General features: G+C 62.7%; 28 protein-coding genes and 1 tRNA gene. 13 read left to right on the top strand and 16 right to left on the bottom strand.

The window, feature by feature from the left end:
* Positions 1-338: 338 nt before the first annotated feature.
* The gene (aspA, locus tag JQ611_RS17455) at positions 339-1,796 is read left to right on the top strand and encodes an aspartate ammonia-lyase (protein ID WP_212466098.1); all 1,458 of its coding nucleotides are present in this window, start codon (positions 339-341) and stop codon (positions 1,794-1,796) included.
* Positions 1,797-2,075: 279 nt separating this feature from the next.
* Positions 2,076-3,722 (top strand): sensor domain-containing diguanylate cyclase, encoded by a 1,647-nt coding sequence (locus tag JQ611_RS17450; protein WP_212270289.1) that lies wholly within the window; start codon positions 2,076-2,078, stop codon positions 3,720-3,722.
* A 28-nt stretch (positions 3,723-3,750) separates the two neighbouring features.
* On the opposite strand, the gene JQ611_RS17445 is transcribed toward JQ611_RS17450, so the two are convergent.
* Both JQ611_RS17445 and JQ611_RS17440 read right to left on the bottom strand, forming a co-directional pair.
* Entirely contained in the window at positions 3,751-4,215 is a 465-nt protein-coding gene (locus JQ611_RS17445) for a GNAT family N-acetyltransferase (RefSeq protein ID WP_212466097.1), read from the bottom strand.
* A 140-nt stretch (positions 4,216-4,355) separates the two neighbouring features.
* Positions 4,356-4,440, bottom strand: a tRNA-Leu gene (locus JQ611_RS17440).
* 219 nt (positions 4,441-4,659) lie between these two features.
* Here JQ611_RS17440 and JQ611_RS17435 point away from each other — a divergent pair.
* On the top strand, positions 4,660-5,130 hold the full coding sequence (locus tag JQ611_RS17435; protein ID WP_249133243.1) for a disulfide bond formation protein B: 471 nt from the start codon (positions 4,660-4,662) through the stop codon (positions 5,128-5,130).
* On the opposite strand, the gene JQ611_RS17430 is transcribed toward JQ611_RS17435, so the two are convergent.
* Both JQ611_RS17430 and JQ611_RS17425 read right to left on the bottom strand, forming a co-directional pair.
* Positions 5,127-6,212 carry an AbrB family transcriptional regulator gene (locus JQ611_RS17430; protein WP_409411279.1) on the bottom strand — a complete coding sequence of 362 codons (1,086 nt, stop codon included), beginning with the start codon at positions 6,210-6,212 and terminating at the stop codon, positions 5,127-5,129. The two genes, JQ611_RS17435 and JQ611_RS17430, sit on opposite strands and share 4 nt — an antisense overlap.
* 205 nt (positions 6,213-6,417) lie before the next feature.
* Positions 6,418-6,705 (bottom strand): PsiF family protein, encoded by a 288-nt coding sequence (locus JQ611_RS17425; RefSeq protein ID WP_212466095.1) that lies wholly within the window; start codon positions 6,703-6,705, stop codon positions 6,418-6,420.
* Between the two features lie 270 nt (positions 6,706-6,975).
* Here JQ611_RS17425 and JQ611_RS17420 point away from each other — a divergent pair, with 270 nt between their 5' ends.
* Positions 6,976-7,473 (top strand): hypothetical protein, encoded by a 498-nt coding sequence (locus JQ611_RS17420; RefSeq protein WP_212466094.1) that lies wholly within the window; start codon positions 6,976-6,978, stop codon positions 7,471-7,473.
* A 204-nt stretch (positions 7,474-7,677) separates the two neighbouring features.
* On the opposite strand, the gene JQ611_RS17415 is transcribed toward JQ611_RS17420, so the two are convergent.
* Positions 7,678-8,265, bottom strand: coding sequence for a TetR/AcrR family transcriptional regulator (locus JQ611_RS17415; protein WP_212392154.1), 588 nt, complete (start codon positions 8,263-8,265; stop codon positions 7,678-7,680).
* A gap of 117 nt (positions 8,266-8,382) precedes the next feature.
* Between JQ611_RS17415 and JQ611_RS17410 the strand changes: the two genes are divergently transcribed.
* The 4 genes from JQ611_RS17410 to JQ611_RS17395 all read left to right on the top strand — a co-directional run bounded on the left by JQ611_RS17410 (position 8,383) and on the right by JQ611_RS17395 (position 10,917).
* Positions 8,383-8,817, top strand: coding sequence for a thioesterase family protein (locus JQ611_RS17410; protein WP_212412086.1), 435 nt, complete (start codon positions 8,383-8,385; stop codon positions 8,815-8,817).
* Between the two features lie 5 nt (positions 8,818-8,822).
* Positions 8,823-9,302, top strand: coding sequence for a PaaI family thioesterase (locus tag JQ611_RS17405; RefSeq protein ID WP_212412174.1), 480 nt, complete (start codon positions 8,823-8,825; stop codon positions 9,300-9,302).
* Positions 9,303-9,423: 121 nt separating this feature from the next.
* The gene (locus JQ611_RS17400) at positions 9,424-10,209 is read left to right on the top strand and encodes a sulfite exporter TauE/SafE family protein (RefSeq protein WP_212270293.1); all 786 of its coding nucleotides are present in this window, start codon (positions 9,424-9,426) and stop codon (positions 10,207-10,209) included.
* Between the two features lie 30 nt (positions 10,210-10,239).
* Positions 10,240-10,917, top strand: coding sequence for a DsbA family protein (locus JQ611_RS17395; protein ID WP_212270281.1), 678 nt, complete (start codon positions 10,240-10,242; stop codon positions 10,915-10,917).
* 70 nt (positions 10,918-10,987) lie between these two features.
* Here the strand turns inward: JQ611_RS17395 and JQ611_RS17390 are convergent, their stop codons facing one another.
* Positions 10,988-11,194, bottom strand: a complete 207-nt coding sequence (locus tag JQ611_RS17390) for a hypothetical protein (RefSeq protein WP_212270280.1) — start codon at positions 11,192-11,194, stop codon at positions 10,988-10,990.
* 55 nt (positions 11,195-11,249) lie between these two features.
* Complete coding sequence (locus JQ611_RS17385) at positions 11,250-12,143, bottom strand: LysR family transcriptional regulator (protein ID WP_212466093.1); 894 nt, start codon at positions 12,141-12,143, stop codon at positions 11,250-11,252.
* A gap of 116 nt (positions 12,144-12,259) precedes the next feature.
* Between JQ611_RS17385 and JQ611_RS17380 the strand changes: the two genes are divergently transcribed.
* Positions 12,260-13,009, top strand: coding sequence for an SDR family NAD(P)-dependent oxidoreductase (locus tag JQ611_RS17380; protein WP_212466092.1), 750 nt, complete (start codon positions 12,260-12,262; stop codon positions 13,007-13,009).
* Positions 13,010-13,071: 62 nt separating this feature from the next.
* Here the strand turns inward: JQ611_RS17380 and JQ611_RS17375 are convergent, their stop codons facing one another.
* The 4 genes from JQ611_RS17375 to JQ611_RS17360 all read right to left on the bottom strand — a co-directional run bounded on the left by JQ611_RS17375 (position 13,072) and on the right by JQ611_RS17360 (position 18,126).
* On the bottom strand, positions 13,072-14,160 hold the full coding sequence (locus JQ611_RS17375; protein WP_212270277.1) for a phospholipase: 1,089 nt from the start codon (positions 14,158-14,160) through the stop codon (positions 13,072-13,074).
* Positions 14,161-14,249: 89 nt separating this feature from the next.
* Positions 14,250-15,221: a S1C family serine protease gene (locus tag JQ611_RS17370; RefSeq protein ID WP_212270276.1), complete on the bottom strand. Its 972-nt coding sequence runs from the start codon at positions 15,219-15,221 to the stop codon at positions 14,250-14,252.
* Between the two features lie 165 nt (positions 15,222-15,386).
* Entirely contained in the window at positions 15,387-16,472 is a 1,086-nt protein-coding gene (locus JQ611_RS17365; protein WP_212466091.1) for a DUF2252 family protein, read from the bottom strand.
* A 136-nt stretch (positions 16,473-16,608) separates the two neighbouring features.
* Complete coding sequence (locus tag JQ611_RS17360; RefSeq protein ID WP_212466090.1) at positions 16,609-18,126, bottom strand: AMP-binding protein; 1,518 nt, start codon at positions 18,124-18,126, stop codon at positions 16,609-16,611.
* Between the two features lie 534 nt (positions 18,127-18,660).
* Between JQ611_RS17360 and JQ611_RS17355 the strand changes: the two genes are divergently transcribed.
* Positions 18,661-19,464: a Crp/Fnr family transcriptional regulator gene (locus JQ611_RS17355; protein WP_212466089.1), complete on the top strand. Its 804-nt coding sequence runs from the start codon at positions 18,661-18,663 to the stop codon at positions 19,462-19,464.
* Between the two features lie 16 nt (positions 19,465-19,480).
* On the opposite strand, the gene JQ611_RS17350 is transcribed toward JQ611_RS17355, so the two are convergent.
* From JQ611_RS17350 to JQ611_RS17340, 3 genes are all read right to left on the bottom strand, one after another.
* Complete coding sequence (locus JQ611_RS17350; protein WP_212270272.1) at positions 19,481-19,687, bottom strand: hypothetical protein; 207 nt, start codon at positions 19,685-19,687, stop codon at positions 19,481-19,483.
* Positions 19,688-19,712: 25 nt separating this feature from the next.
* Positions 19,713-19,925, bottom strand: a complete 213-nt coding sequence (locus JQ611_RS17345) for a hypothetical protein (RefSeq protein WP_192738344.1) — start codon at positions 19,923-19,925, stop codon at positions 19,713-19,715.
* A gap of 212 nt (positions 19,926-20,137) precedes the next feature.
* Positions 20,138-20,545, bottom strand: a complete 408-nt coding sequence (locus JQ611_RS17340; RefSeq protein ID WP_212466088.1) for a phasin family protein — start codon at positions 20,543-20,545, stop codon at positions 20,138-20,140.
* 491 nt (positions 20,546-21,036) lie between these two features.
* On the opposite strand from JQ611_RS17340, the gene JQ611_RS17335 reads away from it, so the two are divergent.
* Complete coding sequence (locus tag JQ611_RS17335) at positions 21,037-21,474, top strand: DUF4440 domain-containing protein (RefSeq protein ID WP_249133235.1); 438 nt, start codon at positions 21,037-21,039, stop codon at positions 21,472-21,474.
* A 167-nt stretch (positions 21,475-21,641) separates the two neighbouring features.
* On the opposite strand, the gene JQ611_RS17330 is transcribed toward JQ611_RS17335, so the two are convergent.
* Both JQ611_RS17330 and JQ611_RS17325 read right to left on the bottom strand, forming a co-directional pair.
* Positions 21,642-22,238, bottom strand: a complete 597-nt coding sequence (locus JQ611_RS17330) for a cysteine dioxygenase family protein (protein ID WP_212466087.1) — start codon at positions 22,236-22,238, stop codon at positions 21,642-21,644.
* Positions 22,239-23,065: 827 nt separating this feature from the next.
* Positions 23,066-23,851 carry an SDR family NAD(P)-dependent oxidoreductase gene (locus tag JQ611_RS17325; RefSeq protein WP_212466086.1) on the bottom strand — a complete coding sequence of 262 codons (786 nt, stop codon included), beginning with the start codon at positions 23,849-23,851 and terminating at the stop codon, positions 23,066-23,068.
* 197 nt (positions 23,852-24,048) lie between these two features.
* On the opposite strand from JQ611_RS17325, the gene JQ611_RS17320 reads away from it, so the two are divergent.
* Entirely contained in the window at positions 24,049-24,777 is a 729-nt protein-coding gene (locus JQ611_RS17320; protein ID WP_212466085.1) for a histidine phosphatase family protein, read from the top strand.
* Positions 24,778-24,932: 155 nt separating this feature from the next.
* Positions 24,933-25,700: an SDR family NAD(P)-dependent oxidoreductase gene (locus tag JQ611_RS17315; protein WP_192733886.1), complete on the top strand. Its 768-nt coding sequence runs from the start codon at positions 24,933-24,935 to the stop codon at positions 25,698-25,700.
* Positions 25,701-25,760 lie beyond the last annotated feature (60 nt).

The raw sequence follows: 25,760 nt of genomic DNA, 5'->3' as shown, positions 1-25,760 counted from the left end.
TCGTGTGCACTTTGTTTTGTGCAAACCGCACGCGAGACCGCGGGTGCAGCGCGCACCCGGTCTTCCCTGCGCCCTCTTATTTCGAGGGCAAGGAGATTTCTGGCAAAGCTCGGGCATATCATGCCGCGAGATCGTGAAATCATATTCGGTGTCATCACCCGCGCATGCGGGTGATCCAGTATCCCAGAGACGCCTGTGACAGAACCGAGAGACCGCGGCGTACTGGATACCCCGCATGCGCGGGGTATGACGGCCTGGTGTGGAAGCCGACACTAGGAAAATCCCTCGTCTCCTGATCTTATCAAGCCCCCAGACACCTCCGGCGAAAAGGTCCCCCGATGACGACGCGACGCGAGCACGATCTCCTGGGCGACCGCGATGTTCCGGCGGAGGCCTATTACGGCGTCCACACCTTGCGGGCGGTGGAGAATTTCCCGATCAGCGGCACCCCGATCTCGATCTATCCGGATCTCATTGCGGCCCTGGCCTCGATCAAGATCGCGGCGGCGAAAAGCAACCGCGAACTGGGATTGCTCGATGCCAAACTCGCCGACGCCATCGTCGCCGCCGCGGAGGAAGTGCGCTCGGGTGAATTGCACGACCAGTTCGTGGTCGACGTCATTCAGGGCGGCGCCGGTACCTCCACCAACATGAATGCCAACGAGGTGATCGCGAACCGCGCCCTGGAGCTGCTCGGCCGGCCCAAGGGCGATTACAAATTCCTGCACCCCAACGAGCACGTCAACATGAGCCAGAGCACCAACGACGTCTATCCGACGGCGCTCAAGCTCGCGGCTTACGGCGGCATCATGCGGCTGGTCGAAGCGATGGCGGTGCTGCGCGAGGCGTTCGAGCGCAAGTCCGACGAGTTCAGGGACATCATCAAGATGGGCCGCACCCAGTTGCAGGACGCCGTGCCGATGACGCTGGGGCAGGAATTTTCCACCTATGCCGTCATGCTGGGGGAAGACGAGCAGCGGCTCAAGGAAGCCGTGCTCTTGGTGTGCGAAATCAACATGGGCGCGACCGCGATCGGCACCGGCATCAACTCGCACCCGGACTATGCCGGTCTGGTGTGCCGGCATCTGCGCTCCGTCACCGGCATTCCGGTCGTGACCGCGACAAACCTGGTCGAGGCGACGCAGGACTGCGGCAGCTTCGTTCAGCTTTCCGGCGTGCTCAAGCGCGTCGCCGTCAAGCTGTCGAAGACCTGCAACGATCTGCGGCTGCTGTCATCAGGACCGCGCGTCGGGTTGAACGAGATCAACCTACCGCCGGTGCAGGCGGGCTCCAGCATCATGCCGGGCAAGGTCAATCCTGTGATTCCCGAGGTCGTCAACCAGATCGCCTTCGAGGTGATCGGCAACGACATTACGGTGAGTTTTGCGGCCGAGGGTGGCCAGTTGCAGCTCAATGCGTTCGAGCCGATCATCGCGCACAGCCTGTTCAAAAGCGTCAATCATCTGCGCGCCGGCTGCCTGACGCTGTCCGACAAATGCGTCAACGGCATCACCGCCAACGCTGCGCACCTGCGCCGCGGCGTCGAAAACTCGATCGGCATCGTCACCGCGCTCAATCCCTATATCGGCTACGCCAACGCCACCGAGATCGCGCAGCAGGCGCTGGTCACGGGCGAAAGCGTCTACGATCTGGTGCTGGCCAAGAAACTGCTCACGCCGGAGCAGCTCGACCAGATCCTGCAGCCGGAAGTGCTGACCCGGCCACGCGCGATCACGGTGACGTTGGTACAGGGCAAGGCGGAGGTAGGAACCTCAGGGCCGAGTCAGATCGACTGATCGCGCATGCCCATGTGGATTCGATCATGATTGCTTGAGGCCTTGCGACCGTGCGCAGCGTGATCCGCGCTGGCGGCGCGCGGTGCTGTTCCTCATCATTGCTTGTGTGCGGCGCGAAAAGCATCCGTACTTCCGCGGCAAAGTCGTCCGATCAGGCCATTTCAACCTGTTCCGCGAATAATTTGTGAACCACATGGGGCGAATTCACTTGGCCTTTAACGCCTAACTCGTTCCATCGGCGCACAAAAGGCGATGGCAACGTCTTGCAAGGTGAATTCCGTGGCAATAGCGGAAGCGGGCAAACCGGTGTGGAAGTCGCTCTGGCCGCGTCAGCCCGCCGAGGCGGACGATAGTTCCGGCTGGGCATGGACGCAGTCGCATCATCGGATGACCATTTCGGTCATTCTGCTGGCGCTGAGCTTCTCCGCGGTGTGCGGCTGGGTGCTGCTGGAGGCGCGGCGGGCGACCGAAGCGCGTGCCACCGAGGTCGCCACCAGCCTCGCCAATTCGCTCAAGGCCGATATCGCTCGCAACGTGGATCTGCTCAATCTCTCGCTCGAGGGGTTGATGAGCAATTTGAAGCTGCCCGGTCTCGATCGTCTCAGTCCGGAAATGCGCCAGCTGGTGCTGTTCGACTATTCCGCAACCGCGCGTCATCCGACATCGATGTTTGTCATCGATGACACCGGACGGATCACGCACGATTCCAAGAATCTGATCCCGCCGCGACAAAACATGTCCGACCGGGATTATTTCCAGTTTCACAGAGACAATGAATTTCCCGGCCTGTACATCAGTCGTCCGATCGCATCCCGTGTCACTGGCCTCTCGCTGGTGGCGTTCAGCCGGCGGCTGTCGCATCCGGACGGCTCCTTTGCCGGCGTCGTGCTCACGGCCATGCTGCAGGACCATTTCCAGGCTATGTTCAAGGATGCTTCGCTCGGCCCCAATGGCACGGTGACATTGGCGCGCACCGACGGCATCGTGCTGATGCGCTGGCCGTTCCGCCAGGATTTCATCGGCAGCAGCATCAAGCGCGCCGAACTGTTCACGCACTTCCCGAAGGCTCCCAGCGGCCACTATGAATCGAGGGCGGTATCGGACGGGATTAAACGGCTGTTCGTCTATACCCAGATCGGCAATCTGCCGCTGATCGTCGTGGTCGGCCAGTCGCTCGACGATGTCCTTGCGGCGTGGTGGCGGCAGGCGATCGCGATCGGCGTCTTGATGGCGGTGCTGTGCGCCGTGACGGTGATGCTGGCCGCCTTCCTGCATCGCGAATTCGCGCGCCGCAGTGCCGCGGAAAAGAAGCTCACCATTCTGGCCACGATCGACGGGCTCACCGGTCTTGCCAATCGCCGGCATTTCAACCGCGCGCTGGCCTATGAATGGCGCCGCGCGATGCGCAGCCGCGCGCCGGTCGCACTGCTGATGATCGATGCCGACCATTTCAAGGTCTACAACGACGCGCATGGCCATCAGGCCGGCGACAGACTGCTGCAGGACATTGCCGCGTCGATCGCGGCGAATGTGAAGCGGCCTTCGGATATGGGTGCGCGCTATGGCGGCGACGAATTCGCCGTTCTGCTGCCGGAAACGCCGCTCGGCGATGCGGCAGCGCTGGCGGCGCGGATTCGCGAGGATCTGATCGTCCGCTGCGGCGCGGACGAGATTCAGCGCGGCCATGCGAAATTGAGCATCGGCGTCGCGTCCCTGGTGCCCGGCGCGGAAACCAGGCATCGCGATCTCATCGCCGCCGCCGACAAGGCGCTCTATGAGGCCAAACGCCTCGGCCGCAACCGCACCGAATTGGCGGAAACCGAGGCGGGTTCGATCGTGCCCGATGCCGGCGCGTATTCCGGTGAAGAGAGCAGGGCCGCCCAGATGGCCGATCCAGCGCGATCTTCCGCGGTCGCCCGGATCTAACGGTCAGCCTCCCACGGGCAATGCGGCGCTACAGCAGCCCGCGATAAATCCCCGGCTCCGAACCTTCGATGGCCACCGCGCCGACCGCCTTCGAATAAAACTCCGCCGGCCCCACGCCGCCGATGATGGCGTAGCCAAAGCCTTGTTGCCGCATGTCCTCGAGGCAGGCGAACAGCAGGGCCTTTCCGACCCCGCCTTGCCGAGCCTTCGGATCGACGCCGGTCGGACCGAAGAAGTTGCGACAGGTCGCATCATGGCAGGCGAAGCCGATGATGTTTTTCTCCCGGAACGCGATGAAGCAGGAGACCGGCTGGCGGCTGAACGCGACATCGGTTTCGCTGGCCCATGCCTCGCTGAAATTCTGCCGCACCCAGCCAATGACCTTGTGCTTTTCGGGGCCCAGCGCACGGCGCATGACGATCCCGGCGTTGAGCAATCGATCATAGGCGGGCCGGGAATCCGGCAGCGCATAGAGTTTGACGAGCATGTCCATCGGGTGGCCCTGGTGATTCTGACCGAGGTGGCAGTCCTGACAGACGCTACGAGGGGATCGCTTCGCTTCGCAAGAGGCTATGCCGGGCACGTTTCGTCTGCGGCGGTGTGGCTGCGCCACGCGTAGCCGCAGGCGAAGCGTGGTGCCCCTGGCCGGAATCGAACCAGCACTCCTTGCGGAACTCGATTTTGAGTCGAGCGCGTCTACCAGTTCCGCCACAGGGGCCCTCGGGGCGCCGGCCAAAAAGCCCGCGCCGCGAAGCCGGCGGAATATAGCGGGCGGTTTCGGCGGGTCAACCCGCGCGGATGTGATTGTCCCGCACCTCGACAGCGCCATATCAGCGGGATAGGACCTTGTTATCGTTGGAGAACGCCCGTGACGCTTCATGCCACCGCAAATCCGTCACATGCCGGGCTTGGTGCCAATCCCGCTGTTGTCGCCGCGCTGGCGATCGCGGGCATCGCGGCGGCGACGCTTGCGGGCGCCTGGTTCTTCCAACTGGTGCTGGATATCCGCCCCTGTCCGCTCTGCCTCGAACAGCGCTACGCCTATTATCTGGCGGTCCCGCTCGCCCTACTGGTCGCCTTCGCGGCCTCGCGGGACGCGCCGCGGCCGGTGCTGCTGGCGGGCCTTGGACTGCTGGCGCTGGCGGCGCTCGCCAACGCCTGGCTCGGCGGCTACCACGCCGGCGTCGAATGGAAGTTCTGGCAGGGCCCGACCGATTGCTCGGGCCCGCTCGTCGATCTCGGCAGCGCCGGCACGCTGCTCGAGCGCCTCGACACCGTGAAAGTGATCCGCTGCGACGATGTGCAGTGGCGCTTCCTCGGCCTCTCGCTCGCCGGCTACAATGTGCTGATCTCGCTGGCGATGGCCGCGATCGCGGCGTGGGGCATCAAGTCAGCGAAGCGGGCCTAATCGTCCACATCATCCTGCGGCCGTCCGAACAGATGGACGATGCCGGGCGTCGTGATGGAGACGAACACGAAGCGCGACAGATGGTGCGCGCCGACGAAAATCGGGTCGATATGCAGCGTCAACGCCAGTGCCAGCATGGCGTCCATCGCGCCCGGCGCGAACGCCACCAGGACGTCAGCCAGCCGCACATGGGTGGTCAGCGCGATGATGGCGACGAAGATCGCCGAGATCACGATCGCCACCGCAAACGAGCCCAGCCCCGCATTGACATGGCTGAGCAGCGTCGATCGTTTCACCCGCGCAAAGCGCGTGCCGATCACCGCGCCGATGCCGACCAGCGCCACGCCGCGCATCCAGGGCGGCAGCCCGCCCTCGATCATTTCGGTGCCGTGCAGCACGCTCGAGGCGATCATCGCGCCGAACATCCAGCTCGCCGGAAATTTCATCAGCAGCAACAGCAGCGCGACCGCGACCGCAGCCGCGATCAATACGGCCAGTTCGAGCGGCGAGGCGATGATGGCGGCGATGTTCGGCGGCGCCGATGGCGCGATTCCGGTCAATGCCAGCAGCAGCGGCAGGGCGGCGGTGAGGATGATCACGCGCATGGTCTGAACCACGGCGATACCAGCGACGTCGGCGCCCTTCTCGGCGGCGAGGATGGTGATTTGCGACAGCGCGCCGGGGCTTCCGGCCAGCAAGGCCGAGGTCTGGTCCCAGCCGTGGAAGCGCTGCAGATAGAAGCTGCTGCCGAAGGTCGAACAGAAGGTGGCGAGCGCCAGCAGCCCGATCGTCAAAGGATAGGAGCTCATGTGCTGGATCAGCTGCCGCGACACCAGCGAGCCCAGCGTGATCCCGAGCAGCAGCAGCACGCTTTGCGTCAGGATCGGCGGCATTGCGAGCGGCCTTCCGCAGATCGCGGCGACGCCGACCGCGAACATCGCGCCGGAGATCAGTCCACCGGGCAGGTTTGCCCAAAGAAACAGCAAGCCGCCAGCGGCGCCGAGGACGATTGTCTCGATCGTGGCGAGAATCCTGGCGCGGTCAGGAATCGCAGACGTCATCGATGCGGGGATCAGGCTCACGCCGCCTTATGGCAAATCCCGCATGAGGGGACAAATGCGCCACGCGATTGCTGCAATGCGTGCGTCAGCCATCATCGGCGCTGGCGCGGGCGGTCAATGCGCGGGCAAGCCTTTGGCGCCCGCGCGGGTTCACGGGCGCCAACCAAACACCGTCAAACATGCAGATGCGAAATAGCGCTTGCCCTGAAGCAGCAGGGCCGGGTGGTCACTTCGCCCCGGTGGCCGCCTTTTCCTTGTCGGCAAATTCCTTCTTGCAGGCGGAACGGAATTTCTTGCGTTCCTTGCCCTTGAGCCCCTTCTCGTCGGCTTGCTTGGAGCATTCGAGCGAGCCTGGCGTCCGCGGCTTCGCGGCGGCCTTTTTGTCGGCCGGTGCCTTGGTTTCGGTCTTCGGCGCCTCGGTCTTGGTAGCCGGCGCGGCGGTTTGCGCCGACGCGGCGCCCATCAGCAGGAACGAAGCAATCACGGTCGCGGTGACAAGGGAAGAGATCTTCATGGGGCACCTCGGATTGAAGACAAGGGCGCGACCGTCGCGCCGTGATGCTGAACGTCAAGTGAATGGACCGGACTATCCGCGTCTTTGACAGCCACATTATTTTGAACGGAAAATCGCGGCTTTCGTTGCCGCAAGCTTTGGTTGAGTTAGGATGGCGGTGCAGGTCAAAACCCCTGAATGATTGCACAGTAACTGCACAAGGACGACCTGCCCAAGTTGAATGGGGCAAGCTAATTTGCCCCGGTTGAACTGCTCCAAGGAGTCTTAAGGATGACCAATCAAGCAAAAATACTCTGCGCAATGGCGGTGTCGGGTTTTGCGGCGTTCATGGTGACGTCGCCGGCGCAGGCCCTCACTACGCAGGAATGCAGCGCGAAATACCAGGCCGCCAAGACCGCCGGCACGCTCGGCGGCCAGAAATGGAATGACTTCCGCAAGGCGCAATGCGGTGCGGATGCCACTGCCGCGGCGCCTGCTGCCGCGCCGGCCGCAGCACCCGCTGCCGCGCCCAAGGAAGCAAAGGCCAAGAAGGCAGCCGCCCCCGCAAAGGAAGCTGCGGCGCCGGCGGTGCCGTCGGGACCTGCGGTCTATCCGAACGCCGTGGATCCGAAATACGCCAAGGAAACCGCCGGCAAGCAGCGCATGCACACCTGCCTCGATCAGTACAACGCCAACAAGACCAGCAACGGCAATGGTGGCCTGAAGTGGATCCAGAAGGGCGGCGGCTATTACAGCGAATGCACCAAGAAGCTGAAACCCACGGCCTGAGCCATCGCTGAATACGCGGACTTGCTTCACCTCTCCCGCTTGCGGGGGAGGTCGGATCGCATCGCATGATCCGATCCGGGTGGGGGAAACTCTCTCCACACGGACAGTTCGAACCGCGGCCACACCCCCACCCCAACCCTCCCCCGCAAGTGCGGGAGAGGGAGCGCAGCTTCCATCGCGGATGCAATTTAACGCATCACGCGCCTAGCCTTCATCCTCGAGCAGTTTCTCGGCTGACTTTGCGATCAGCTGCGCGCGCTTGCGCGGGCCGCGTTCGAGGAACAGCAGACTCTGGCCGAAGATGAAGCAGTAGAACAGGAACGCCTGCGCGTCGGCTTCCTCTGCCGCCAGCCCCGCCGCCCGATAGAGCTGCCCGACATTTTGCAGGCGCGCGGCATCGACGCTGGCGACCGCCGCGGCCGCGGCCTCGTCGGATCGCGCCCATTGCCGGATCGCAAGCTCCACCGCCATGCCTTCGGTATTCATCCGTTCCGAATAAAGCGCGACCAGCGCCCGCAAGCGTTCGCGCGCGGTGGCGCCATCGAGGCTGGTCTGCCTTTCGATCGCGGCAATGCGCCCGGTGCTCCAGTTCTGCAGCATGCCGTCCAGCAGCGCCGCGCGATCCTTGAAGCGGCGATAGAAACCGCCCTTGGTGACGCCAAGATTCTTCGCCAGCACCTCGACCCGCACGCCCTCGACGCCGGTGCGGGCGATTTCCGCCATGCCGGCCTCGATCCAAGTCCTGTCCTTACAGGTCTCGTCCTTACGGTTCTCGCTCTTGCCGTCGGTCATTGAGTCCAGCCTCACCGATTCTTGATACGGTACCGTATTGCTACCCCGTTCGCACCCTGATACGCTACCGTATCAAGAATCGAAAGCCGGCCAGAAACGATAAGCGGGAGCGAGACGATGGAGACGGACGCGACCTATCGCGGCACGGTCTATCCGTGGCAATGCGATCATGTCGGGCACATGAACATCATGTGGTATGTCGGCAAATTCGACGAGGCGAACTGGAATATGTTCGCAAGGCTCGGGCTGACGCCTTCCTATTTGCGCGAATCCGGCCGCGGCATGGCCGGCGTGCAGCAGAACATCAGCTACAAGCGCGAACTTTTCGCCGGTGATATCGTCGAAGTCAAAAGCCGGCTGCTGGAAATCCGCGACAAGTCGATTCGCTTCCTGCACGAGATGCGCAACGCCGAAACCGGCGAGATATCAGCGACCTGTGAAATCACCGCCGTGCACCTCGACCGGCAGGCCCACAAATCGATGCCGTTCGCGCCTGAGATCCGCAATACCGCGCTGAAGCATCTCAGCCCGGCTGAGGCGGTGCCGGCATGAGCAGCATGGCGCGCTTCGAGCCGAAAAACCCGGACTATCGTGAGATCGCGACCGATACGTTCGAGCGCCAGCACGCGATGCGTACGCTCGGGATTTCGATCGCGCGGCTGGAGCCGGGCGAGGTCGAACTCGCGATGGCCTATTCCGCTGAACTCACCCAGCAGAACGGTTTCGTGCATGCGGGTATCATCACAGCCGGGCTCGACAGTGCCTGCGGCATCGCCGCCTTCACGCTGATGCCTGTTGGCTCCGACATCCTGACCGTGGAGTTCAAGACCAATCTGCTGGCGCCCGCGCGCGGCCAGCGCTTTGCCTTCCGTGCCAGCGTCGTCAAGCCGGGCCGTACGCTCACCGTGTGCGAGGGGCGCGCCTATGCCGAGCACGACGGCGTTGAAACCCTGGTCGCGACCATGACCGGGACGCTGATGGCGCTGCCGCGCCGCGCCAGCGCACCATTGCAGGACAAGGCCCTCGCGCCCGCCTGACGTTGCTCGGAGCATCGTGCATACGCTGAACGGCTGTTGCAGGGCAGATTTGTGCTGCGGCCATGGCAGATCATAGAAATTCCTTCTATGGTTCTGCCGTGCACATGAGTCTTCCATCTTGATCATCTCCACGACGCAAAGCGTGTTGGGACTGGCGTCGGGGATGCTGGTCGGGTTTTCGCTCGGCCTGGTCGGCGGCGGCGGTTCGATCCTGGCGGTGCCGCTGATGGTCTATTTGGTCGGCGTGCCCGAACCCCATGTCGCGATCGGCACCAGCGCCATCGCGGTCGCGGCCAACGCCGCGGTCAATCTGTCCAACCATGCGCGCGGCGGCACGGTGGTGTGGTCCTGCGCGCTGACATTTGCCGTCGCGGGGATGGTCGGCGCCTTCGGCGGCTCGATCCTCGGCAAGATGGTCGACGGCCAGAAACTGCTGGCGCTGTTTGCGCTGATCATGATCGTGATCGCGCTGTTGATGCTGAAGACGCGGTCGCGGATCGGGTTGCCTGATGTCAAGATGTCGATGTCCAACATGCCGGCCATCGTCAGCCTTGGCCTGGCGACCGGGACGCTATCGGGGTTCTTCGGAATCGGCGGCGGATTCCTGATCGTGCCGGCGTTGATGCTGGCGACGGGGATGCCGATCATGAACGCGGTCAGTTCCTCCCTGGTCGCCGTCACCGCGTTCGGCATGACCACCGCGGCGAGCTATGCCTGGTCCGGCCTCGTCTCCTGGGCGCTGGCGGGGTTGTTCGTCGCAGGCGGTATTACCGGCGGCTTGGCCGGCACCCGCGCCGCCCGTCACCTCGCCGAGCGGCGCGGCGCCCTCAACATTGTGTTCGCCGTGGTCATTATTGCGGTGGCGCTCTATATGCTGGCGCGTAACATATCCTCATCCTGGGCGTAGACAGGCGTGAGGGCCGTCGCGAGAGCAGCAATGAACCAGCAGAACAAACCAGCCGCAACCAATCCGGGACCCAGCCGGCGCGAAGCGCTCGGCCTGATTGGCGCCGGCGCAACCCTGCTCGGCACCGCGGCGATGCCACATCAGGCGTTTGCGCATGATGACGACGCGGTGCTGACCGAAGCGCTGGTGCTGCGCGACCCGGATATTCCCGCGGCCGGCAACCCCGACGGCGACATCAACATCGTCGAATGGTTTGACTATAATTGTCCCTATTGCCGCAAGATCGCGCCCGAGATTGCGCAGGTGGTGCAGGACGACGGCAAGGTCCGCCTGGTGCTGAAGGACTGGCCGATCCTCGGCGACGTTTCCAAGATCACGGCACGGATGGCGCTGGCCGCCAAGTATCAGGACAAGTTCATGCCGGCGCACGAGGCGATGATCGGCGTCAGTTCACGGCTGACCGAGGCGCGCGCGCGCGAGTTGCTCACTGAGAAGGGCATCGACATGGACCGCCTCAACCGCGACCTCACCACCAACGCCAAGGCGATCGACGCCATCCTCGCGCGCAACCACGCCCAGGCCGAAGCTTTCGGTTTCCGCGGCACCCCGTCCTTTATCGTCGGAAAGTTTCGTGTGCCGGGCATCCTGACCATGGCGGAGTTCGAAATGGTCATCAAAGACGCGCGGAAAGCCAAAGCCGCCAACTAATCGCGTCAAAGGAAAGGGCGCCCCCGTCGATGACGAGGACGCCCAATTTCGCTCGAATAAGCTCGCGTGATTACTTCGACGCGATCCTGGTCCACTCCTCATGGGCGCGCGTTTTCAGCGCCTTCCAATCGGTGGCGGCGACATCCCAGTTGACGATCGTGCGGTTGGCCTGCGCGACCTGACCGTTCGCCACGCTGGACGTGTTCATCGAATCATAGACGTAAACGCCGCAAACCAGCAGCAGCGCGCCCAAAATCATTCCAAAAAAAGTTCGCATGACGTCCTCCGATGATGCGCAAACAACGCAGCTTTGAGAGGAAAGTTCCGCCGGGCTATTTGCCGATCCGGCTCACTCGTTCCACAAGGAAATCGACGAATAGTCGCGCCCGCACCGGCAGTTGCCGGCCAAAGGCGTGCACGACGTGCATCGGAACCGATGGCATCGCGACGTCAGGCAGTATTTCGACCAACCGACCGGCAGCAAAATCGTCCTCGACGGCGAAGCGGAGCACCTGCGTGATGCCGGCGCCGTGAAGGGCAGCGTGATACAGCGTAATGCCGTCGTCTGAATCAAGCGCGCCTTCCGGCGTGATGGTAGTGCCATCGGCGAAAGCAAACGGATAGGGCTTTCCGGCGAGCAGATAGCGCAGACAAGCATGCTGGCGCAGATCTTCGACGCTGCGGGGCACGCCGCGCGCGGCGACGTAACCGGGCGAGGCGATCATCACCAAGGCAAGATCGGCCAGCTTGCGCGCCGTCAAATCGGTATCGGCGAGATCGCCGATGCGCAACGCGACATCAAAACCTTCGCGGATCAGATCGGCATGGCGATCGCTGACGCTGAGTTCGAGCTTGACGTTGGGATGCCGCGCCAGGAAGGCTTGCGACCATTCACCGACCAGCGTTCGCCCGACAAACACCGGCGCGGTCACGCGCAACAGGCCGCGCGCGCTTTCGGCCATCTGCACGACATCCTCGGCGTCCTCGATCGCGCGGAGTAGCGGCGCGACGCGTTCGTAATAGGCCGCGCCCTCGGTGGTGAGGCTCAGCGTCCGCGTCGATCGCTGCAGCAGCCGGACGCCGAGCCGGCGCTCCAGCCGCGCCACGCTTTTCGAGACGGCCGACGCGCTGGAGCCGATGGCGCGGCTGGCGTTCGAGAAGGAGCCGGAATCCACGGTTCGCACGAACGCGACCAGACCGGCGGTTTTCTCCAGAATTGTCGTCATTACGGAATTCCAGGCACAAATCCTGCGATTAATGCGATCCTAATAAGCCATATGATCCGAAGTAGATAGCCGGTCACAAACGCCGGCAACTGGGCCGGCCCGTCAGGAGAATCCAAATGAATGACCTCAAGGGCAAGGTGGCGATCGTCACGGGGGCGTCGAAAGGCATCGGCGCCGGTATCGCGAAAGGTTTGGCCGCGGCCGGCGCCGCCGTGGTGGTCAACTACGCGTCCAGCCGCGAAGGCGCCGATCGCGTCGTAGCTGACATCACGGCCAAGGGCGGCAAGGCGATCGCGGTGCAGGGCGATGTCGCGGATGCCGCCGACGTGAAGCGTTTGTTCGAACAGACCAGGACGTCGTTCGGCAGGCTGGACGTGCTGGTGAACAATGCCGGCGTCTACCAGTTCGAGCCGCTCGAGAAGGTGACCGAGAAGGAGTTTCACCGCGAGTTCAACACCAACGTGCTGGGAACGCTGCTGACCATCCAGCAAGCGCTGAACTATTTCGGCCCGCAGGGCGGCAGCATCATCAACGTCTCGTCGATCGCAAGCCTCAATCCGACGCCCGGTTCGGTAGTCTATGCCGCCACCAAGAGCGCGGTCGATTCGATCACGCGCGGGTTGGCGAAAGAGTTCGGCGCGCGACAAATCCGCGTCAACGCCATCGCGCCGGGAGCCACGGCATCGGAAGGGCTCGAGAGTGCCGGCCTGCTCGGAGGCGAAGTCGAAAAGCAGGTGATCGGCATGACGCCGCTCGGCCGCTACGGCCAGCCCGACGACATCGCGAAGGTGGCGGTGTTCCTCGCGTCGGATGATTCGGCGTGGCTGACAGGTGAGCGCATCTCGGCGTCCGGCGGTTGGCGCTAACCCGGCCCACGACTTGCGGACGTTCGCCGCTCAAATGCGACCGAACGCCCGCATTACTGGAATCATTCGCCGCGCAGCCAGGCCAGCATTGGCGCGTTCATTTCGCGCGGGTAGGTGTGGCTGAGATCATCCAGCTCGCGATAGGCCACCTTGGCGCCTGCCGCCGACAGTAATTGCCGGGTTTGCCGCGCCACTTGCACCGGAAACATCCAGTCGAGCTTGCCATGCACGAGGTGAATCGGCAGGCCGCGCAATCTCTCCGCATCCGCCATTTCAGCCATCAGCGGATGGAACGTCGCCGAGACCGGCGCGAGATGCGTGAACGGTGAGCCACTTTCGAGCCCGCTGACATAGCAGAAGGTGCCGCCGTCGCTCATGCCGGTCAGCAGCATTTTTGTCGCGTCGATATTCCAGCGCGCGCGCACCTGTTCGAGGATGCGCATCAGGTTCGGCGTATCGGTATCCTCGCCCATCAAGGCCCAGGTGGTTTTGCTGTTCGAAGCGTTTCCGGTCGCGGTCGGCGCGATCAGGATTGCGCCGTGGCTTCGCGCGTCGCGCAGCCAGCTCCACAGAAAACCGCGGCCATTGCCGCTGCCGCCATGCAGCGCCATGACAAGCGGAAGAGCGCGGTCCGGCGTGTAATATTCCGGCACGTAGAGCGAGAAGCCACCGCGGCTGCCGGGCTCGTTATGGTCGTGAAAGATGCCGGTGTTTTCATTGGCCGGTTGCGCCAGCCGTGCCGCGAGGTCGGCATCCTCGCGGAGCGAAGGCTCGACAAAGAACTCGCTGACCGGCGGCAGTTTTTCGACCAGCGCATAGAGCGCCTCCTGCGCGCGCGGCGAATAGCGCAGTGCCCGAAACACGCTGACCAGATCGCCATTGCCGTTCTGCACGTCGCGCAGGCCGTCGAAGGCGGCCAGCGCTGCGTCGCTGGCGGCCTCGAGCGAGGTCTTGACATCGCTGAACTCCGCGGGCCACTGCGAGAGCCGCGGGCGCACCGCGCGCAGCGCCTCGTCCGGCGTGCCCGCAGCTTCCATCACGCGGCCGAAATCCGGCGGGTTCAGATGGCGCGCGACAAAGCCGAGCGCTTCAAGCGATTGCAACAGCGGCGGCAGCACGGCAACGATGTCGTCCACCACGGCCTCGCTCATCGCGCATTCCCTGCTTGTTGGAGTTATTGTTCTGGCGCGGCGTTCTCGGTGCAGTCTTCTTAGTGCAGCCTTGCTCAGTGAAGTCTTGCTCAGTGCAGTCTTGGCGCCTTCAGCAGCTTGGCGCGTTCGACCGAGGTCAGCACCACGTCGAAAGTGACGCCCTCATGATAGACCGTGAGCGGCACGTCGACGCCGGCAGGGCCCAGCGACCAGAGTTTTCGGTAGAAGCCGGTCTGGCTGGTGATCTTGTCGCCGTTGATCGCGAGGATGACGTCGCCGGTCTTGATTTCGGCGCGTGCCGCGGGACCCTTGCCGGCAACGCCGACCACCACGATGCGGTTGTCGATCTCGGTCGAAAACATCCCGAGCCATGGCCGCGCCGGCTTGTTGACGCGGCCGAACTTGCGCAGATCGTCGAGCACCGGCTTCAACAGGTCGATCGGCACGATCATGTTGACGTGTTCGGCCTTGCCCTCGCGCTCGCGTTCGAGCTGCAGCGAGCCGATGCCGATCAGTTCGCCCCGGCTGGAGATCAGCCCGGTGCCGCCCCAGTTCGGATGCGCGGGGTGGGTGAAGAGCGCTTCATCCAAGAGATATTCCCAATAGCCGGCGAATTCCTGCTTGGCCGCGATCTGGCTCGCGACCGATCGCGTGCGGCCGCCGGCGCCGCCGAGCACGACGCGGTCGCCGACCCTTGTGATGGCGGAAGAGCCGAGCGGCAGCGGCTCGATGTCGAGACGCCCGAGCGCCTGCACCAGGCCGAAGCCGGATTCGAAGTCGAAGCCGAGCGGATGGCCCTGCATCACGCGGCCGTCGCCCAGATGCAGCCACACGGTTTCGGCCTCGGTGATGAGATAGCCGATGGTCAGCACCAGGCCGTCGTCGATCAGCACGCCATTGCCGGCGCGCTCGGTGCCGAGCGTTTCCGCGCTGAAGGCGTCGGCGGGGATAATCGAATGCAGCCCGACCACCGAGGCCAGTGCGCGGTCGAGATCAAAACTGTAATCGCCCGGGCGCGGCTGGTTGGCCGGCGGCACTTTCCATTCGGTCAAAGAGGGCATGAAGGGTCTCCCATACGGTTGCGCACAGCTAACCAACGCCGCGCAACCCGAATAGATCATGGTCCTGTCAGCGGCAGCCTTTGCCGGATTATACCAGCGAAACGGCCGCGGATCGAGATCGCGGATCGAACGCGGTTTGCGATCCGTGCATCGATGGAACGCGCGTCAGCTCCGCCATTCCCGATAATCGCGCTTGACTTTGTCGGCCGCAACCGCTGCGGCCGCGTTCAGCCAGCCGCGCGGGCGTTTCGCAAGGTCGGCCTGCAGCGCCTCGACCGGCACCGCGCCTGCCGCGTGGACCGACGCCACTTCCAGTCCCATCGCCTCCAGCAGCTTGAGGTGCAATTTCTTCCCCGCGGCATCACCCAGCTCGATCTTGCGGGAATCGGCGGCGATGCGCCGAAAGATGAATTGATGGCGCACGTCGAGAAACGGATCCGGCGCGCGATAGCGGCTGTTTGCCAGCGCCAGGAAATTCGACTTGCTGGATTTCTTGCCAGATTTCGTGCCGGATGTTTGGCCGTTGGCATATGTCCACGCCGAGGGCACCAGCGCCTTGGCCTCGCGCAATACCTGCCCGCCGCGCCAGTCGCCGACCGCGACGTAGCGCGGCCGCCCCAGGCTGCCGCCACCCTTGTAGAGCAGGCGGCACAATCGGATGCTGTTTTTGTCCACGCCGTCAGGCAGGCTTTCGATCAGCGCTTTGGCGATTGCGGGCGGCGGCCTGTAATCCGGGTAGTCGGCAACTTCCTTCCAGAACTCCTTCAGCTTCTCTTCCTCAGGCTCGGCATAGGGCCGCAACCAGCTTTGCGCTTCGAACAGCAGCGCCGGCCGTGGCTCTTTAAGGCCGTCGCGATAGCCCCGGAGCAGGGCGCTCGCGGCATGCCTGGGATCGACCGCCGGATTCGGCGCAAGCTGGATGCTGGCCGCAAGCCGGACCAGATCGAGCACGTAGGGCATCACGGCGGCTTCGTCGAAATCGTTGATGCCCCAGACCAGGCGGCCGTCCGCATCGCGCCAGGTCCCGAAATTCTCCAGATGCAGATCGCCGACCGAAAGCAAATGCGGCGCATCCATCAGCTCCGGACACCAGTCGCCGATTTTTCTGGCCCAGCGGAAATAGGTCGCCCGCAGGAAGATAAAAGGGCTCTCTTTCATCCGCTCGTGCTTGCGGGCGATGTCCTTTTTGACGACGCGGCACTGCCTGGCCAGCCAGGCTTCGTAAGCCTTGTTGTCGCTGCGGAAAGACATTGCAGATCCTCATGCGGTGCGGCCGGCGACCGGCACGTCAATCGGATCATCCTACCTCAGGATGTCTTGATATAGAACATCCCGAAAAACGAGAGATGGCTTTCCTGACACTTCAGGCGGTCGTTCAGTCCGCTCCTCACTCCGCCTTGGCCCGCGCCCGCGCGGGCAATATCCGGAACGCGCGATTCTCCTTCAGCCAGGCGGCGCGCTCGTCGCGCAGCAAGGTGCGGCGGACCTTGCCGGAATCATCGCGCAGGCCGAAATTGACCACTTCAAAACTTTCCGGGTGCTTGTAGCGGCTGAGCAGGTCGGACAGGAAATCCCCCATGCCATCGGCGACCGATTGCGCGTCGGTGTCGGGCCCAAGTTCCAGGATTGCGTGGACGCGCTGGCCGAATTCCGGATCGGGCAGGCCGACCGCAACGCAGGAGCGAACTAACGGATGCGCTGATACCGCAGCCTCGATTTCGGCCGGGTAGATGTTGGCGCCGCCGCGCAGGATCATGTCGGCGAGCCGGTCGCCGAGATACAGATAGCCGTCGGCGTCCAGCCTTCCGATATCGCCGAGCGATTCCCAGCCGTCGGCGCGGCGCTTTGGTTCGGCGCCGAGATAATGATAGCTGCTGCCGGCGCCGTCATTGGGCAGGAAATAGATTTCACCGGTCTCGCCGGTGGCGACCTCGTTGCCGTCCTCGCCGATGATGCGCAGGCGGGAGGTCTCGGCGATCTTGCCGACCGATCCCCTGTGTTCGAGCCATTCGACGCCCGAAATGATGCATGCGCCCTGCGCTTCGGTGCCGCCATAGAGCTCATAGATGCGCTCGGGCCCGAGCCATTCGATCCATTTTTCCTTCAGCCATGGCGGCATCGGCGCTGCCATGTGAAACACGATTTGCAGGCTCGACAGATCGTAGCGGCTCCGCACCTCGCCCGGCAGCGCCCAGATCCGGTGCATCATGGTCGGCACGAAATTGACCCACTGCACCCGGCTCGCTTCGATCAGGCGCAGGCATTCCTCGGCGTCGAACTTGACGAGGCCGGTGACGCGCCCGCCATGGAACAGCGCGGTGTGCGAAACAATGAAGGGAGCGTTGTGGTAGAGCGGCCCGGGGTTGAGCAGCGAAGCGCCAATCGGCATGCCGAGTGCGGCGGGGCCCGCAGTATCGATTACGGCGGGCCGGTGGTCGAGGATCACCTTCGGCCGGCCGGTCGAGCCGCCAGAGGTCATCGCCTTCCAGTAGCGCGCCACCGGATTGTCGATCGGATCTCCGGAAAAGCCGTCCGGCATGAAATCAATCGGTAGGGCATTTGGCGCATTCCAGTCCGGCTGACCGCCGACAACAAGCGAGGGCTTGAGAATCTCCAGCACCGCAGCGGCCTCGCCGCGCGGCAACCGCCAGGTCAGCGAGGTCGGCGTCGCGCCGCATTTCCATACCGCAAACGTGGTCTCGAAGAACGCGTTGCTGTTGGGCAGGCCGATGGCGACGAAATCGCCGGGCTTGACCCCCTTGGCGGCAAAAGCGCGGGCGCGGGCGTTGGCATTGCGCTCCAGCTGCTCCCAGCTCAGCGTCTCAGCGCCATGGCTGACCGCGATCGTGTCTTTCGGTTTGCGCTCGGCATACCAGCGCGGCACGTCGGCAAGGGGGATCAGCATGGGGCGTTTCCATTGCGGGGCGTCTTGATGCCGCTCTTGTGTTTCGTATCAGGCGGCATACGGCCACCGCTGGCACTTCGCCAACAGGAGACATTGTCACTCAAGACGGGCGCGGCGTCCATATTGCCGCAGATATCCCCGATCGCGAGCGTTCACCTCATTGCGCGGCTCGGGCGCCTGACCGCCGACGGCTTCCGTTCACGGACATTCTCGGGGTCCACCGTCATGTCTCAAAAGTGCTACCTGCCGATATCGCAATGGGCTCGCGCACCGATAGGTCGCGTCCGCTTCCGTCGTGTGCCGTGCGCCGGAATTGGAACCACGCGTTCCGCATTACTACGGTGGTACTCATGCGCATTTTGTTGTTGCGTCCGGTGCATTTGCATCTAACTCTGCGAAATCCACATCGCGGCCGACGCTTAGAGTCTTGTTGTTGGGAGCAAATTTTTTGTCGAGAGTAAAAGCGTACCAAGGTGAGTTTGATCGCGGAGCAAGATCGCCGTTTCGCGACGCTCCAGATGATGAAGGCCGCGAATGCCTCATCGCGGGCTTCCTTCAGTGAAGCCTCTGGGCGGAACTGGTAACCGCCTTCTTGCAGCGCTGGCGCCGTCGGACCTCGACCTGCTGGGGCCCGTGCTGGAGACGGTCGCGCTCGATCCGGACGCGGTCATTTCGCGAGCGGGTGACCCGATCGAGGATGTCTTTTTCCCTCATAGCGGCGCCATCTCGCTGATGATCGACATGGCGGACGGACAGACGGTTGCCACCGCCGCAGTCGGGCGCGAGGGAGCAATAGGCATTCTTTCAGTGCTCGGGCCGTCACCTTCGGCTGTTACCGCGGTCGTTCGTGCGGCGGGCATCGCCTCGCGGATTCCTGCATCGCGCTTTCATGCCGCTTTCAATCGGAGTCCGGCGATCCGGCACCAGGTCCAGAATCACGTCAGGGCGATGCTGGTACAGTTCCAGCTCGGCTCGGCCTGCAATGCGCTGCACCCGGTCGAAGCCCGCATGGCCCGCTGGCTGCTGCAGTTTCGCGACCGCATCGACCACGACGTTCTCCCGCTCACCCAACAGGCGTTGTCGCAGATCCTTGGTGTGCGACGAACGACGGTGACCCTCCTGATGGGCAAACTGCGCGCTTCCGGAGCGATCAGGTCCGATCAACGAGGCCGGATCGAGATCGACCGATCGCGACTCGCGGCGGCCTCGTGCGAATGCCACGGCACCATGCGTCTCGAAGTCGAGGAGATCTTTTCGTCGAACACGGGCCGATCACGCGCGGCGGCCGCGCCCGCTGCTGTGCGCATCCCGGAAACTGAATCGGGCGATGTCGTGTGAGCGGGCGGCCGCCGACCTAGCCGCGCTGCGACTGACCGTTGCGTCGTTTCTTCCCGTTGTGTCGTTTCTTCGCCTCGAGTTTGGCAAGCTCGTGCAGCACTTTCGCGGTCTGGCGCAGCTCGTTGCGCGCGGGGCCCGGTTTCAGCCGTCGTGCTTCTTCAAGAAAATCCTTGGCCTGCAGCAGCCAGGTCGACGTTTCAGTTGAGATTTCCATGCGCGCCATGGTGTCCCCCATTGCGCAGCGACGGTCAGGCGCTGGAGCCCGCGCCGAGACGCCGCGTCCGGATGCTCGGCTCGTGGACCCAGGCTTCCCGTGCGAACCAGTCGTGATAAGTGCTGCAGATCGGACAATGGGTGCGCGAGAAGAACACCGCGCTACGTCCAAAGCTCTCGCGATCGATCTTGATGCCGGTGGGAATCGCGCGTCCGCTTTGCGGACATTTCACCATAACCATACCCATGTTTCCCTCCCTTGAAATGGTACTTGCTGTCTTTGCAGCAAAAGTACCGGCCGGTTGGATTTGCGCCTCTTGTCGGTGCGGTGACTGGGGGGCATAGCGCACCTGTGCCTTTGTTTGATCGAGCATGGGGTGGGCATGCTCGTTGCTGGGCTTAATCCAACCGGCCGGATCCCTCCTGAACGAATCCTCTATGTGAATGGAGCGCCGTTTTTTTAGCCGGCTTTGTGGAGAATCTTGGTGAAGTGATCTCTGATCGGCTCACCCGTTTCCGTCGCAAGCTTCTGGGCAAGGGCCAGCAATTCCTTGTTCTGGCCGGATGCGGCGTCGAAGGTCTTGCGCGCCTGCGACGCAGACAAGGTAAAGACATCCGAAACGGATTTGCTGCCCAGCAGATTGACGAAGAAATCGATCGCGGAGGCGGCATTGGCGTTTGAGATTTCGAGCACCTTGAGCCCGTAGTCGGTGGTGCTTCTGGCGTTGCTCGAATAGCTCTCGCGCAGCGCGTCCGTCATCCCCTTTGACGCGACCATCATCTTCTCGCAACCTTCCCGCGCGCGGGCAAGACCCTGCTCGGCCAACTCGAAGCTCACGCCAGGCAACGCGATCTTCGGCAGTTCCAACAACGGCATCCCGAATACATTCGTTCCGTTCGGTACAATTTTCGTTTCGCTTTCACTCACTGCGGCATCACCTTTCTCAAGCGAAAGCCCTTTCTCGAGACGCTCGCTTGCGTCACGAGAGCTCACGCTTCCGTGTTCGATCTGCTTTTTTGATGAGCTTCAATCCAGCCCCGCACCACTGTGCCCTGCGAAAACGGGGCGGTCGGTCCGATTTGCGACTCTCGATTAAAATTTTTTCGATGATGTCAATTCACACCATCGTATATAGGTATGGTTAACGGGGATGATGTTGTGAATTGAGTGGACACTGCGAGGCGCGGGCTTTCGTTCGTTTCCGCCGCTGTCCTGGGCGGCCGCGTCGCCCAGGGGTAACCCAATAGGGCGCGTCTCAGGGGCATGCTCGTGCGGTAAAATTGCTGCCGATCGGCATGCACGCAGTATCGGAGCGGAGACCGAGATGCGCGAACCGACCGAGGAATTGCATTCAACAAATGGAGCTGATCATGAGCAGGATGGCACAGGTGATTGCATTCGTGCTGGCGTTGATCGGACCTGCGTCGGCACAGAAGGCGGAAATCGAGGCGACAAACGCCAAATGGATCGAATTCTTCAATAAGGCGGATTTCGCCGGGATCGCATCATTCTACACCGCTGATGCCATCGCACTTCCGCCCGGTGCTGCGATGGTGCAGGGACGAGCGGCGATCGAGGCAATGTGGAAAAGCATGGCCGAACAAGTTGGCGATCCGAAACTCACAGTGCTGGACGTCAAGCCGCTCGGCCCCTCTGCGGCACGCGAGATCGGGAATTTCAGCTTGAAGACGAAGGGCCCGACGCCACAGGAAGTGAGCGGGAAGTATGTTGTAGTTTGGGAAAAGATCGGAAATGACTGGAAAATGACGACCGATATCTGGAACGATGGCAAGTAGGCTCCTCGCGGTTGTTGGCTGAACTCCGCTCGTGATGCTTTGGCTCGCCGCTGCAATCATGTTGGTCAGGTCATCCTGGCCCGCAACGGTAACGCTGGCACTCCAGGTCCCATTACCGCTCGGTTATGGCTCGGCAATCCAGGTCCGAAAGTGCCGGAAGCGGAACTCTAACCCATTCTTCGTTTGGTCAGGATCTGCGCCCGCGCGTACGCGTCGTCGGCGACCCTGATCACGTAGGGCTTCTCAAGTTTGCGCTCTACATCAAACTCGGAGCGTCCAGTGTAGTTGATGTGCCGGCCGTAAGTGTGCAGCGACATCGAGATGCCTGTTCCAACGTTCCGGACGCTATGTATGTGTTCAGGATAACAACAGGCAGTGTCACCAACGGTCATCACTTGTTCACCGCTGCGTTTCAGGTCGGCATAGCCGGGCTTACCACCGTCATCGCGCCGGTCGTAGTTGATCTCTTGTTCCTGGCCTTCGATACCGACCACCACGGCCCAGGTTTTGTGGTTGTGCGGGGTGGTGCCGCGGTTAGGCAGCCACGATACCAGGAAAACGGCCAGATCGTGATTGGGCTCTTCATGGAGCATGTGAACGCCGAAGCCTTGCTCGGCATCGCATTCACGATATTCGGGGCGGCGTAGTTCCGGCGATTGCGCAAATTTCTTGGCGAGCGGTACAACTAGGTCCGTGATTTCAACTGGATCAGAATGCTGAGCAGTAATCTCCCGCAGGTCACGCACATACTGGTCGAGGGTCATTGCATCTACCTCCAGGGTTTCAAGGCGTTGCAATCCGGACGAAGTTTACGACGTTCGCTGCGAAACTCAATGTCTGCTCCGGGTCTGCAAGAAGCCGACCTGCGCTTGATGGGTGTGTGGGGATACCTCCGTGTTGCCCGACGGGCAAATCATTTTCGGTTTTCAGAAATCGTGTCAAGCCCTGAAATGAAAAATATTTCTGTTTACCAGAAGGCAAATCAGGTGCATATCTTTGGCCATCCCGTCCTCCTCAGAAGGGCGTCGGCCGTCGTCACGGACGTTGGACGGGTTGCGGTGGACGCTGGTTTACGCTGAGACGATGGCGTGGATTTAGCGTACGGCAAAACCGTGTGGTCCTGGCACCCGTTGCAGGTGTCAAGCTGTCGGGTAGGCGAGAGCCGAACGGCAGCGACGGAGTCAACCAAGAACTCGTCTCCGGGGAGAGCGCGGCATAAGCCGTAAAGCCATTGCGCAGGGAAGGCCGGGTGTTCACCGCTGCCCTGTATGCTCGTGTGCAGCCTACTTAGTGCAAACCGCACACGGGACCGCGGGTGCAGCGCGCACCCGGTCTTCCCTGCGCCCTCTTGATGAGAGGGCAAGGATTTCTGGCAAAGCTCGGGCTTATCAAGCCGCGAGATCGCAAAAGTGCGTTTGGATAATGGTGCAGCGACAAACACAGCCGTCGTCCCGGCCTTGAGCCGGGACCCATAACCACAGGAAGAAATTTTGCGAAAGGTCTCTGCTACCGAGCCTTCATCGAGAGATCACGCGGTATGGGTCCCGGCGTTCGCCGGGACGACGCGTTGATGGAGCGCAGATCGCTGCGCCTAAACCGGCTTCCCCGTATACGGCATCGAGGCCGTCAGGCCGCCGTCGACCGGGATCGCCTGGCCGTTGACGTAGGACGCATCATCACTCGCAAGGAACAGTCCCATCGCTGCGAGTTCATGCGGCTGGCCGGCGCGCTTCAGCGGATTGAGCTGGCCGATCTTGTCTTGGGTGCCGCGCTGTTTGGCGTTGTCGAAGATCGGCTTGGTCATGCCGGTTTCGATCAGGCCCGGGCACACTGCGTTGATGCGCACGCCGGTGCCGGACAGCGAATAGGCGGTCGTTTGCACCAAACTGATCACGCCGGCCTTGCTCGCGCCATAGGGATGTCCGCTGGCGCCGGCCTTGAGACCTGCGACGGAAGCGGTGCAGACGATCGAGCCGGACTTCTGCCCGATCATGTGCGGCATCGAATGCTTGATCGCGAGGAACGGTCCGATCAGGTTGATGCGCAGCACTTCCTGCCAGTGCTCCACCGTCTGTTCGGGAATCGGAACCAGCCCGCCGCTGACGCCGGCATTGGCCCAGATCGCATCGAGCTTGCCGTATTTCGAGACCGCCTTGTCGATGAAGGCCTTCACGTCGGCTTCCGATCCCGCATCCGCCATCACGGCTTCGACAATGCCGCCGGCGTCACTGACGAGCTTTGCGGTTTCCTTCACCGCTTCGCTGCGATCGACCGCAATCAGCTTTGCGCCTTCCCTGGTGAACAGCAAGGAGGCCGCGCGTCCGATCCCGCTGCCTGCGCCGGTGATGATGACGGATTTGCCTTCGAGGCGGCCCATGAGTTTCTCCCTGGTGTGGATGTGGTTATAGCGTTTTCAAGCGAAGTGGCTACCGGTTCGCGTGCAGAAAACGCGTCAGACATAGATACGCTTGCCGCCTTGCGGAATTTCAAACAAGATTTCAAACGCTGAAGTCACTTGAGACGTTGCGTGCTCTGACGTACAGCGACAGTGAACACTATTGAAGGGTGCCAGCGATGTCCAATACCGACAAATCAGTAGCTGCTCCGAAGACCGGAGTGGTTACCACGCGCTGGTGGTGGGTACGGCATGCGCCGGTCCGCGAGGATGGCGGCTGCATCTACGGGCAAAAGGATCTGGGCTGCGACACCAGCGATCGCGTGGTGTTCGACGCGGTCGGAAAAATCCTGCCGCGGGGCGCGGTCTGGTATTCAAGCAACCTGAAGCGCACGCATCAGACCGCGGACGCGATCTGGGCCGCCGGATTTCCGAGGCCCGCCGACATGCCGCACATCAAGGACTTTGCCGAACAGCATCTCGGCGAATGGCAGGGCATGAATCGCGCGGCGTTTCTGGCCAGCCGTCCCGCCGGCAGCCATTGGTTCGCGGCGATCGACGAACCGGCTCCCGGCGGCGAAAGTTTCATGGATCTCTACAACCGTGTCTGCGGCGCGATCGAGCGTATCACCAGGGAGCATGCCGGCAAGGACGTGATTGCCGTCACCCATGGCGGAACGATCAAGGCCGCGGTTGGTCTTGCGCTCGGTGGCTTGCCGGAAAAGGGCCTCGCCTTCGACATCGATAACTGTTCGGTCACGCGGCTTGATCACGTCGCAAGCGAGAACCATTCGATCTGGCGGCTGCCGATGGTCAACCAGCAGCCGTGGATTGCGGACGCCTCGCACAATGCGATGCATCAGCCGGCCGGACCGGAGATCGTGCCGCCTGCGACGAAGCTTGCCTGAGCCGTCATTCCGGGGCACGCGAAGCGTGAACCTCAGATGCGCAATTGCGCATCGGGGAATCGAGATTCCGGGTTCGATGCTTCGCATCGCCCCGGAACGACGTTAAGTTTTAACGAGAACCGGCTTGCCGCCGGACCAACATCTGGGAGAGAGACATGAGCTTGTTCGACATGAAGGGCAAAGTCGCCGTCATCACCGGCTCCACGCGCGGCATCGGCCTTGCCATCGCCGAGCGGATGGCCGAGCACGGCGCCAAGGTCGTGATCTCCTCGCGCAAGCAGGACGTCTGCGATTCCGTCACCAAATCGATCAACGAAAAATTCGGCAAGGGCACGGCGGTCTCGATCGCGGCGAATATTTCGAGCAAGGAAAACCTTCAAAACCTCGTCGATGAATCCAACCGCGCTTTCGGCAAGATCGACGTGCTGGTCTGCAACGCGGCGTCCAATCCCTACTATGGTCCGCTCGGCGGCATCTCCGACGATCAGTTCCGCAAGATCCTGGACAACAACATCGTCGCCAACAACTGGCTGATCAACATGGTCGTGCCGCAGATGATCGAACGCAAGGACGGCTCGATCATCATCGTGTCTTCGATCGGCGGTCTGAAGGGATCGACCGTGCTCGGCGCCTATGCGATCTCGAAGGCCGCCGACATGCAACTCGCGCGCAACCTCGCCTGCGAATACGGCAAGCACAACATCCGTGTGAACTGCATCGCGCCCGGCCTGATCAAGACCGATTTTGCCAAGGCGCTGTGGGACAATCCCGATACCCTGAAAGCCTCGACCGCGCGCTCGCCGCTGCTCCGCATCGGCACTCCCGACGAGATCGCGGGCGCCGCCGTGTTCATGGGATCGGCGGCCGGCGACTTCATGACCGGCCAGACCATCGTGATCGACGGTGGGGCGACGATTAGTTGACGCGATCCTGTCGTCCCGGCGAAGGCCGGGACCCATACGCCGTGTCGCCAATTGTTGCGG

Source organism: Bradyrhizobium sp. AUGA SZCCT0182, assembly GCF_018130185.1.
GTDB lineage: Bacteria > Pseudomonadota > Alphaproteobacteria > Rhizobiales > Xanthobacteraceae > Bradyrhizobium.
The sequence above is the reverse complement of the archived record's forward strand: the minus strand, read 5'-3'. Positions and strand labels throughout refer to the sequence as shown.

What these genes read in the sequence shown, in the direction of transcription:
- JQ611_RS17335 (WP_249133235.1), top strand. Translation starts at nt 21,037, where the DNA reads ATGGAGCTGATCATGAGCAGGATGGCACAGGTGATTGCATTCGTGCTG.
- JQ611_RS17345 (WP_192738344.1), bottom strand. Translation starts at nt 19,925, where the DNA reads ATGGGTATGGTTATGGTGAAATGTCCGCAAAGCGGACGCGCGATTCCC.
- JQ611_RS17375 (WP_212270277.1), bottom strand. Translation starts at nt 14,160, where the DNA reads ATGAGCGAGGCCGTGGTGGACGACATCGTTGCCGTGCTGCCGCCGCTG.
- JQ611_RS17415 (WP_212392154.1), bottom strand. Translation starts at nt 8,265, where the DNA reads ATGACCGACGGCAAGAGCGAGAACCGTAAGGACGAGACCTGTAAGGAC.
- JQ611_RS17320 (WP_212466085.1), top strand. Translation starts at nt 24,049, where the DNA reads ATGTCCAATACCGACAAATCAGTAGCTGCTCCGAAGACCGGAGTGGTT.
- JQ611_RS17445 (WP_212466097.1), bottom strand. Translation starts at nt 4,215, where the DNA reads ATGGACATGCTCGTCAAACTCTATGCGCTGCCGGATTCCCGGCCCGCC.
- JQ611_RS17325 (WP_212466086.1), bottom strand. Translation starts at nt 23,851, where the DNA reads ATGGGCCGCCTCGAAGGCAAATCCGTCATCATCACCGGCGCAGGCAGC.
- aspA (WP_212466098.1), top strand. Translation starts at nt 339, where the DNA reads ATGACGACGCGACGCGAGCACGATCTCCTGGGCGACCGCGATGTTCCG.
- JQ611_RS17315 (WP_192733886.1), top strand. Translation starts at nt 24,933, where the DNA reads ATGAGCTTGTTCGACATGAAGGGCAAAGTCGCCGTCATCACCGGCTCC.
- JQ611_RS17365 (WP_212466091.1), bottom strand. Translation starts at nt 16,472, where the DNA reads ATGTCTTTCCGCAGCGACAACAAGGCTTACGAAGCCTGGCTGGCCAGG.
- JQ611_RS17410 (WP_212412086.1), top strand. Translation starts at nt 8,383, where the DNA reads ATGGAGACGGACGCGACCTATCGCGGCACGGTCTATCCGTGGCAATGC.
- JQ611_RS17350 (WP_212270272.1), bottom strand. Translation starts at nt 19,687, where the DNA reads ATGGCGCGCATGGAAATCTCAACTGAAACGTCGACCTGGCTGCTGCAG.
- JQ611_RS17385 (WP_212466093.1), bottom strand. Translation starts at nt 12,143, where the DNA reads ATGACGACAATTCTGGAGAAAACCGCCGGTCTGGTCGCGTTCGTGCGA.
- JQ611_RS17425 (WP_212466095.1), bottom strand. Translation starts at nt 6,705, where the DNA reads ATGAAGATCTCTTCCCTTGTCACCGCGACCGTGATTGCTTCGTTCCTG.
- JQ611_RS17330 (WP_212466087.1), bottom strand. Translation starts at nt 22,238, where the DNA reads ATGACCCTCGACCAGTATGTGCGTGACCTGCGGGAGATTACTGCTCAG.
- JQ611_RS17360 (WP_212466090.1), bottom strand. Translation starts at nt 18,126, where the DNA reads ATGCTGATCCCCCTTGCCGACGTGCCGCGCTGGTATGCCGAGCGCAAA.
- JQ611_RS17395 (WP_212270281.1), top strand. Translation starts at nt 10,240, where the DNA reads ATGAACCAGCAGAACAAACCAGCCGCAACCAATCCGGGACCCAGCCGG.
- JQ611_RS17405 (WP_212412174.1), top strand. Translation starts at nt 8,823, where the DNA reads ATGGCGCGCTTCGAGCCGAAAAACCCGGACTATCGTGAGATCGCGACC.
- JQ611_RS17390 (WP_212270280.1), bottom strand. Translation starts at nt 11,194, where the DNA reads ATGCGAACTTTTTTTGGAATGATTTTGGGCGCGCTGCTGCTGGTTTGC.
- JQ611_RS17420 (WP_212466094.1), top strand. Translation starts at nt 6,976, where the DNA reads ATGACCAATCAAGCAAAAATACTCTGCGCAATGGCGGTGTCGGGTTTT.
- JQ611_RS17380 (WP_212466092.1), top strand. Translation starts at nt 12,260, where the DNA reads ATGAATGACCTCAAGGGCAAGGTGGCGATCGTCACGGGGGCGTCGAAA.
- JQ611_RS17355 (WP_212466089.1), top strand. Translation starts at nt 18,661, where the DNA reads ATGCCTCATCGCGGGCTTCCTTCAGTGAAGCCTCTGGGCGGAACTGGT.
- JQ611_RS17370 (WP_212270276.1), bottom strand. Translation starts at nt 15,221, where the DNA reads ATGCCCTCTTTGACCGAATGGAAAGTGCCGCCGGCCAACCAGCCGCGC.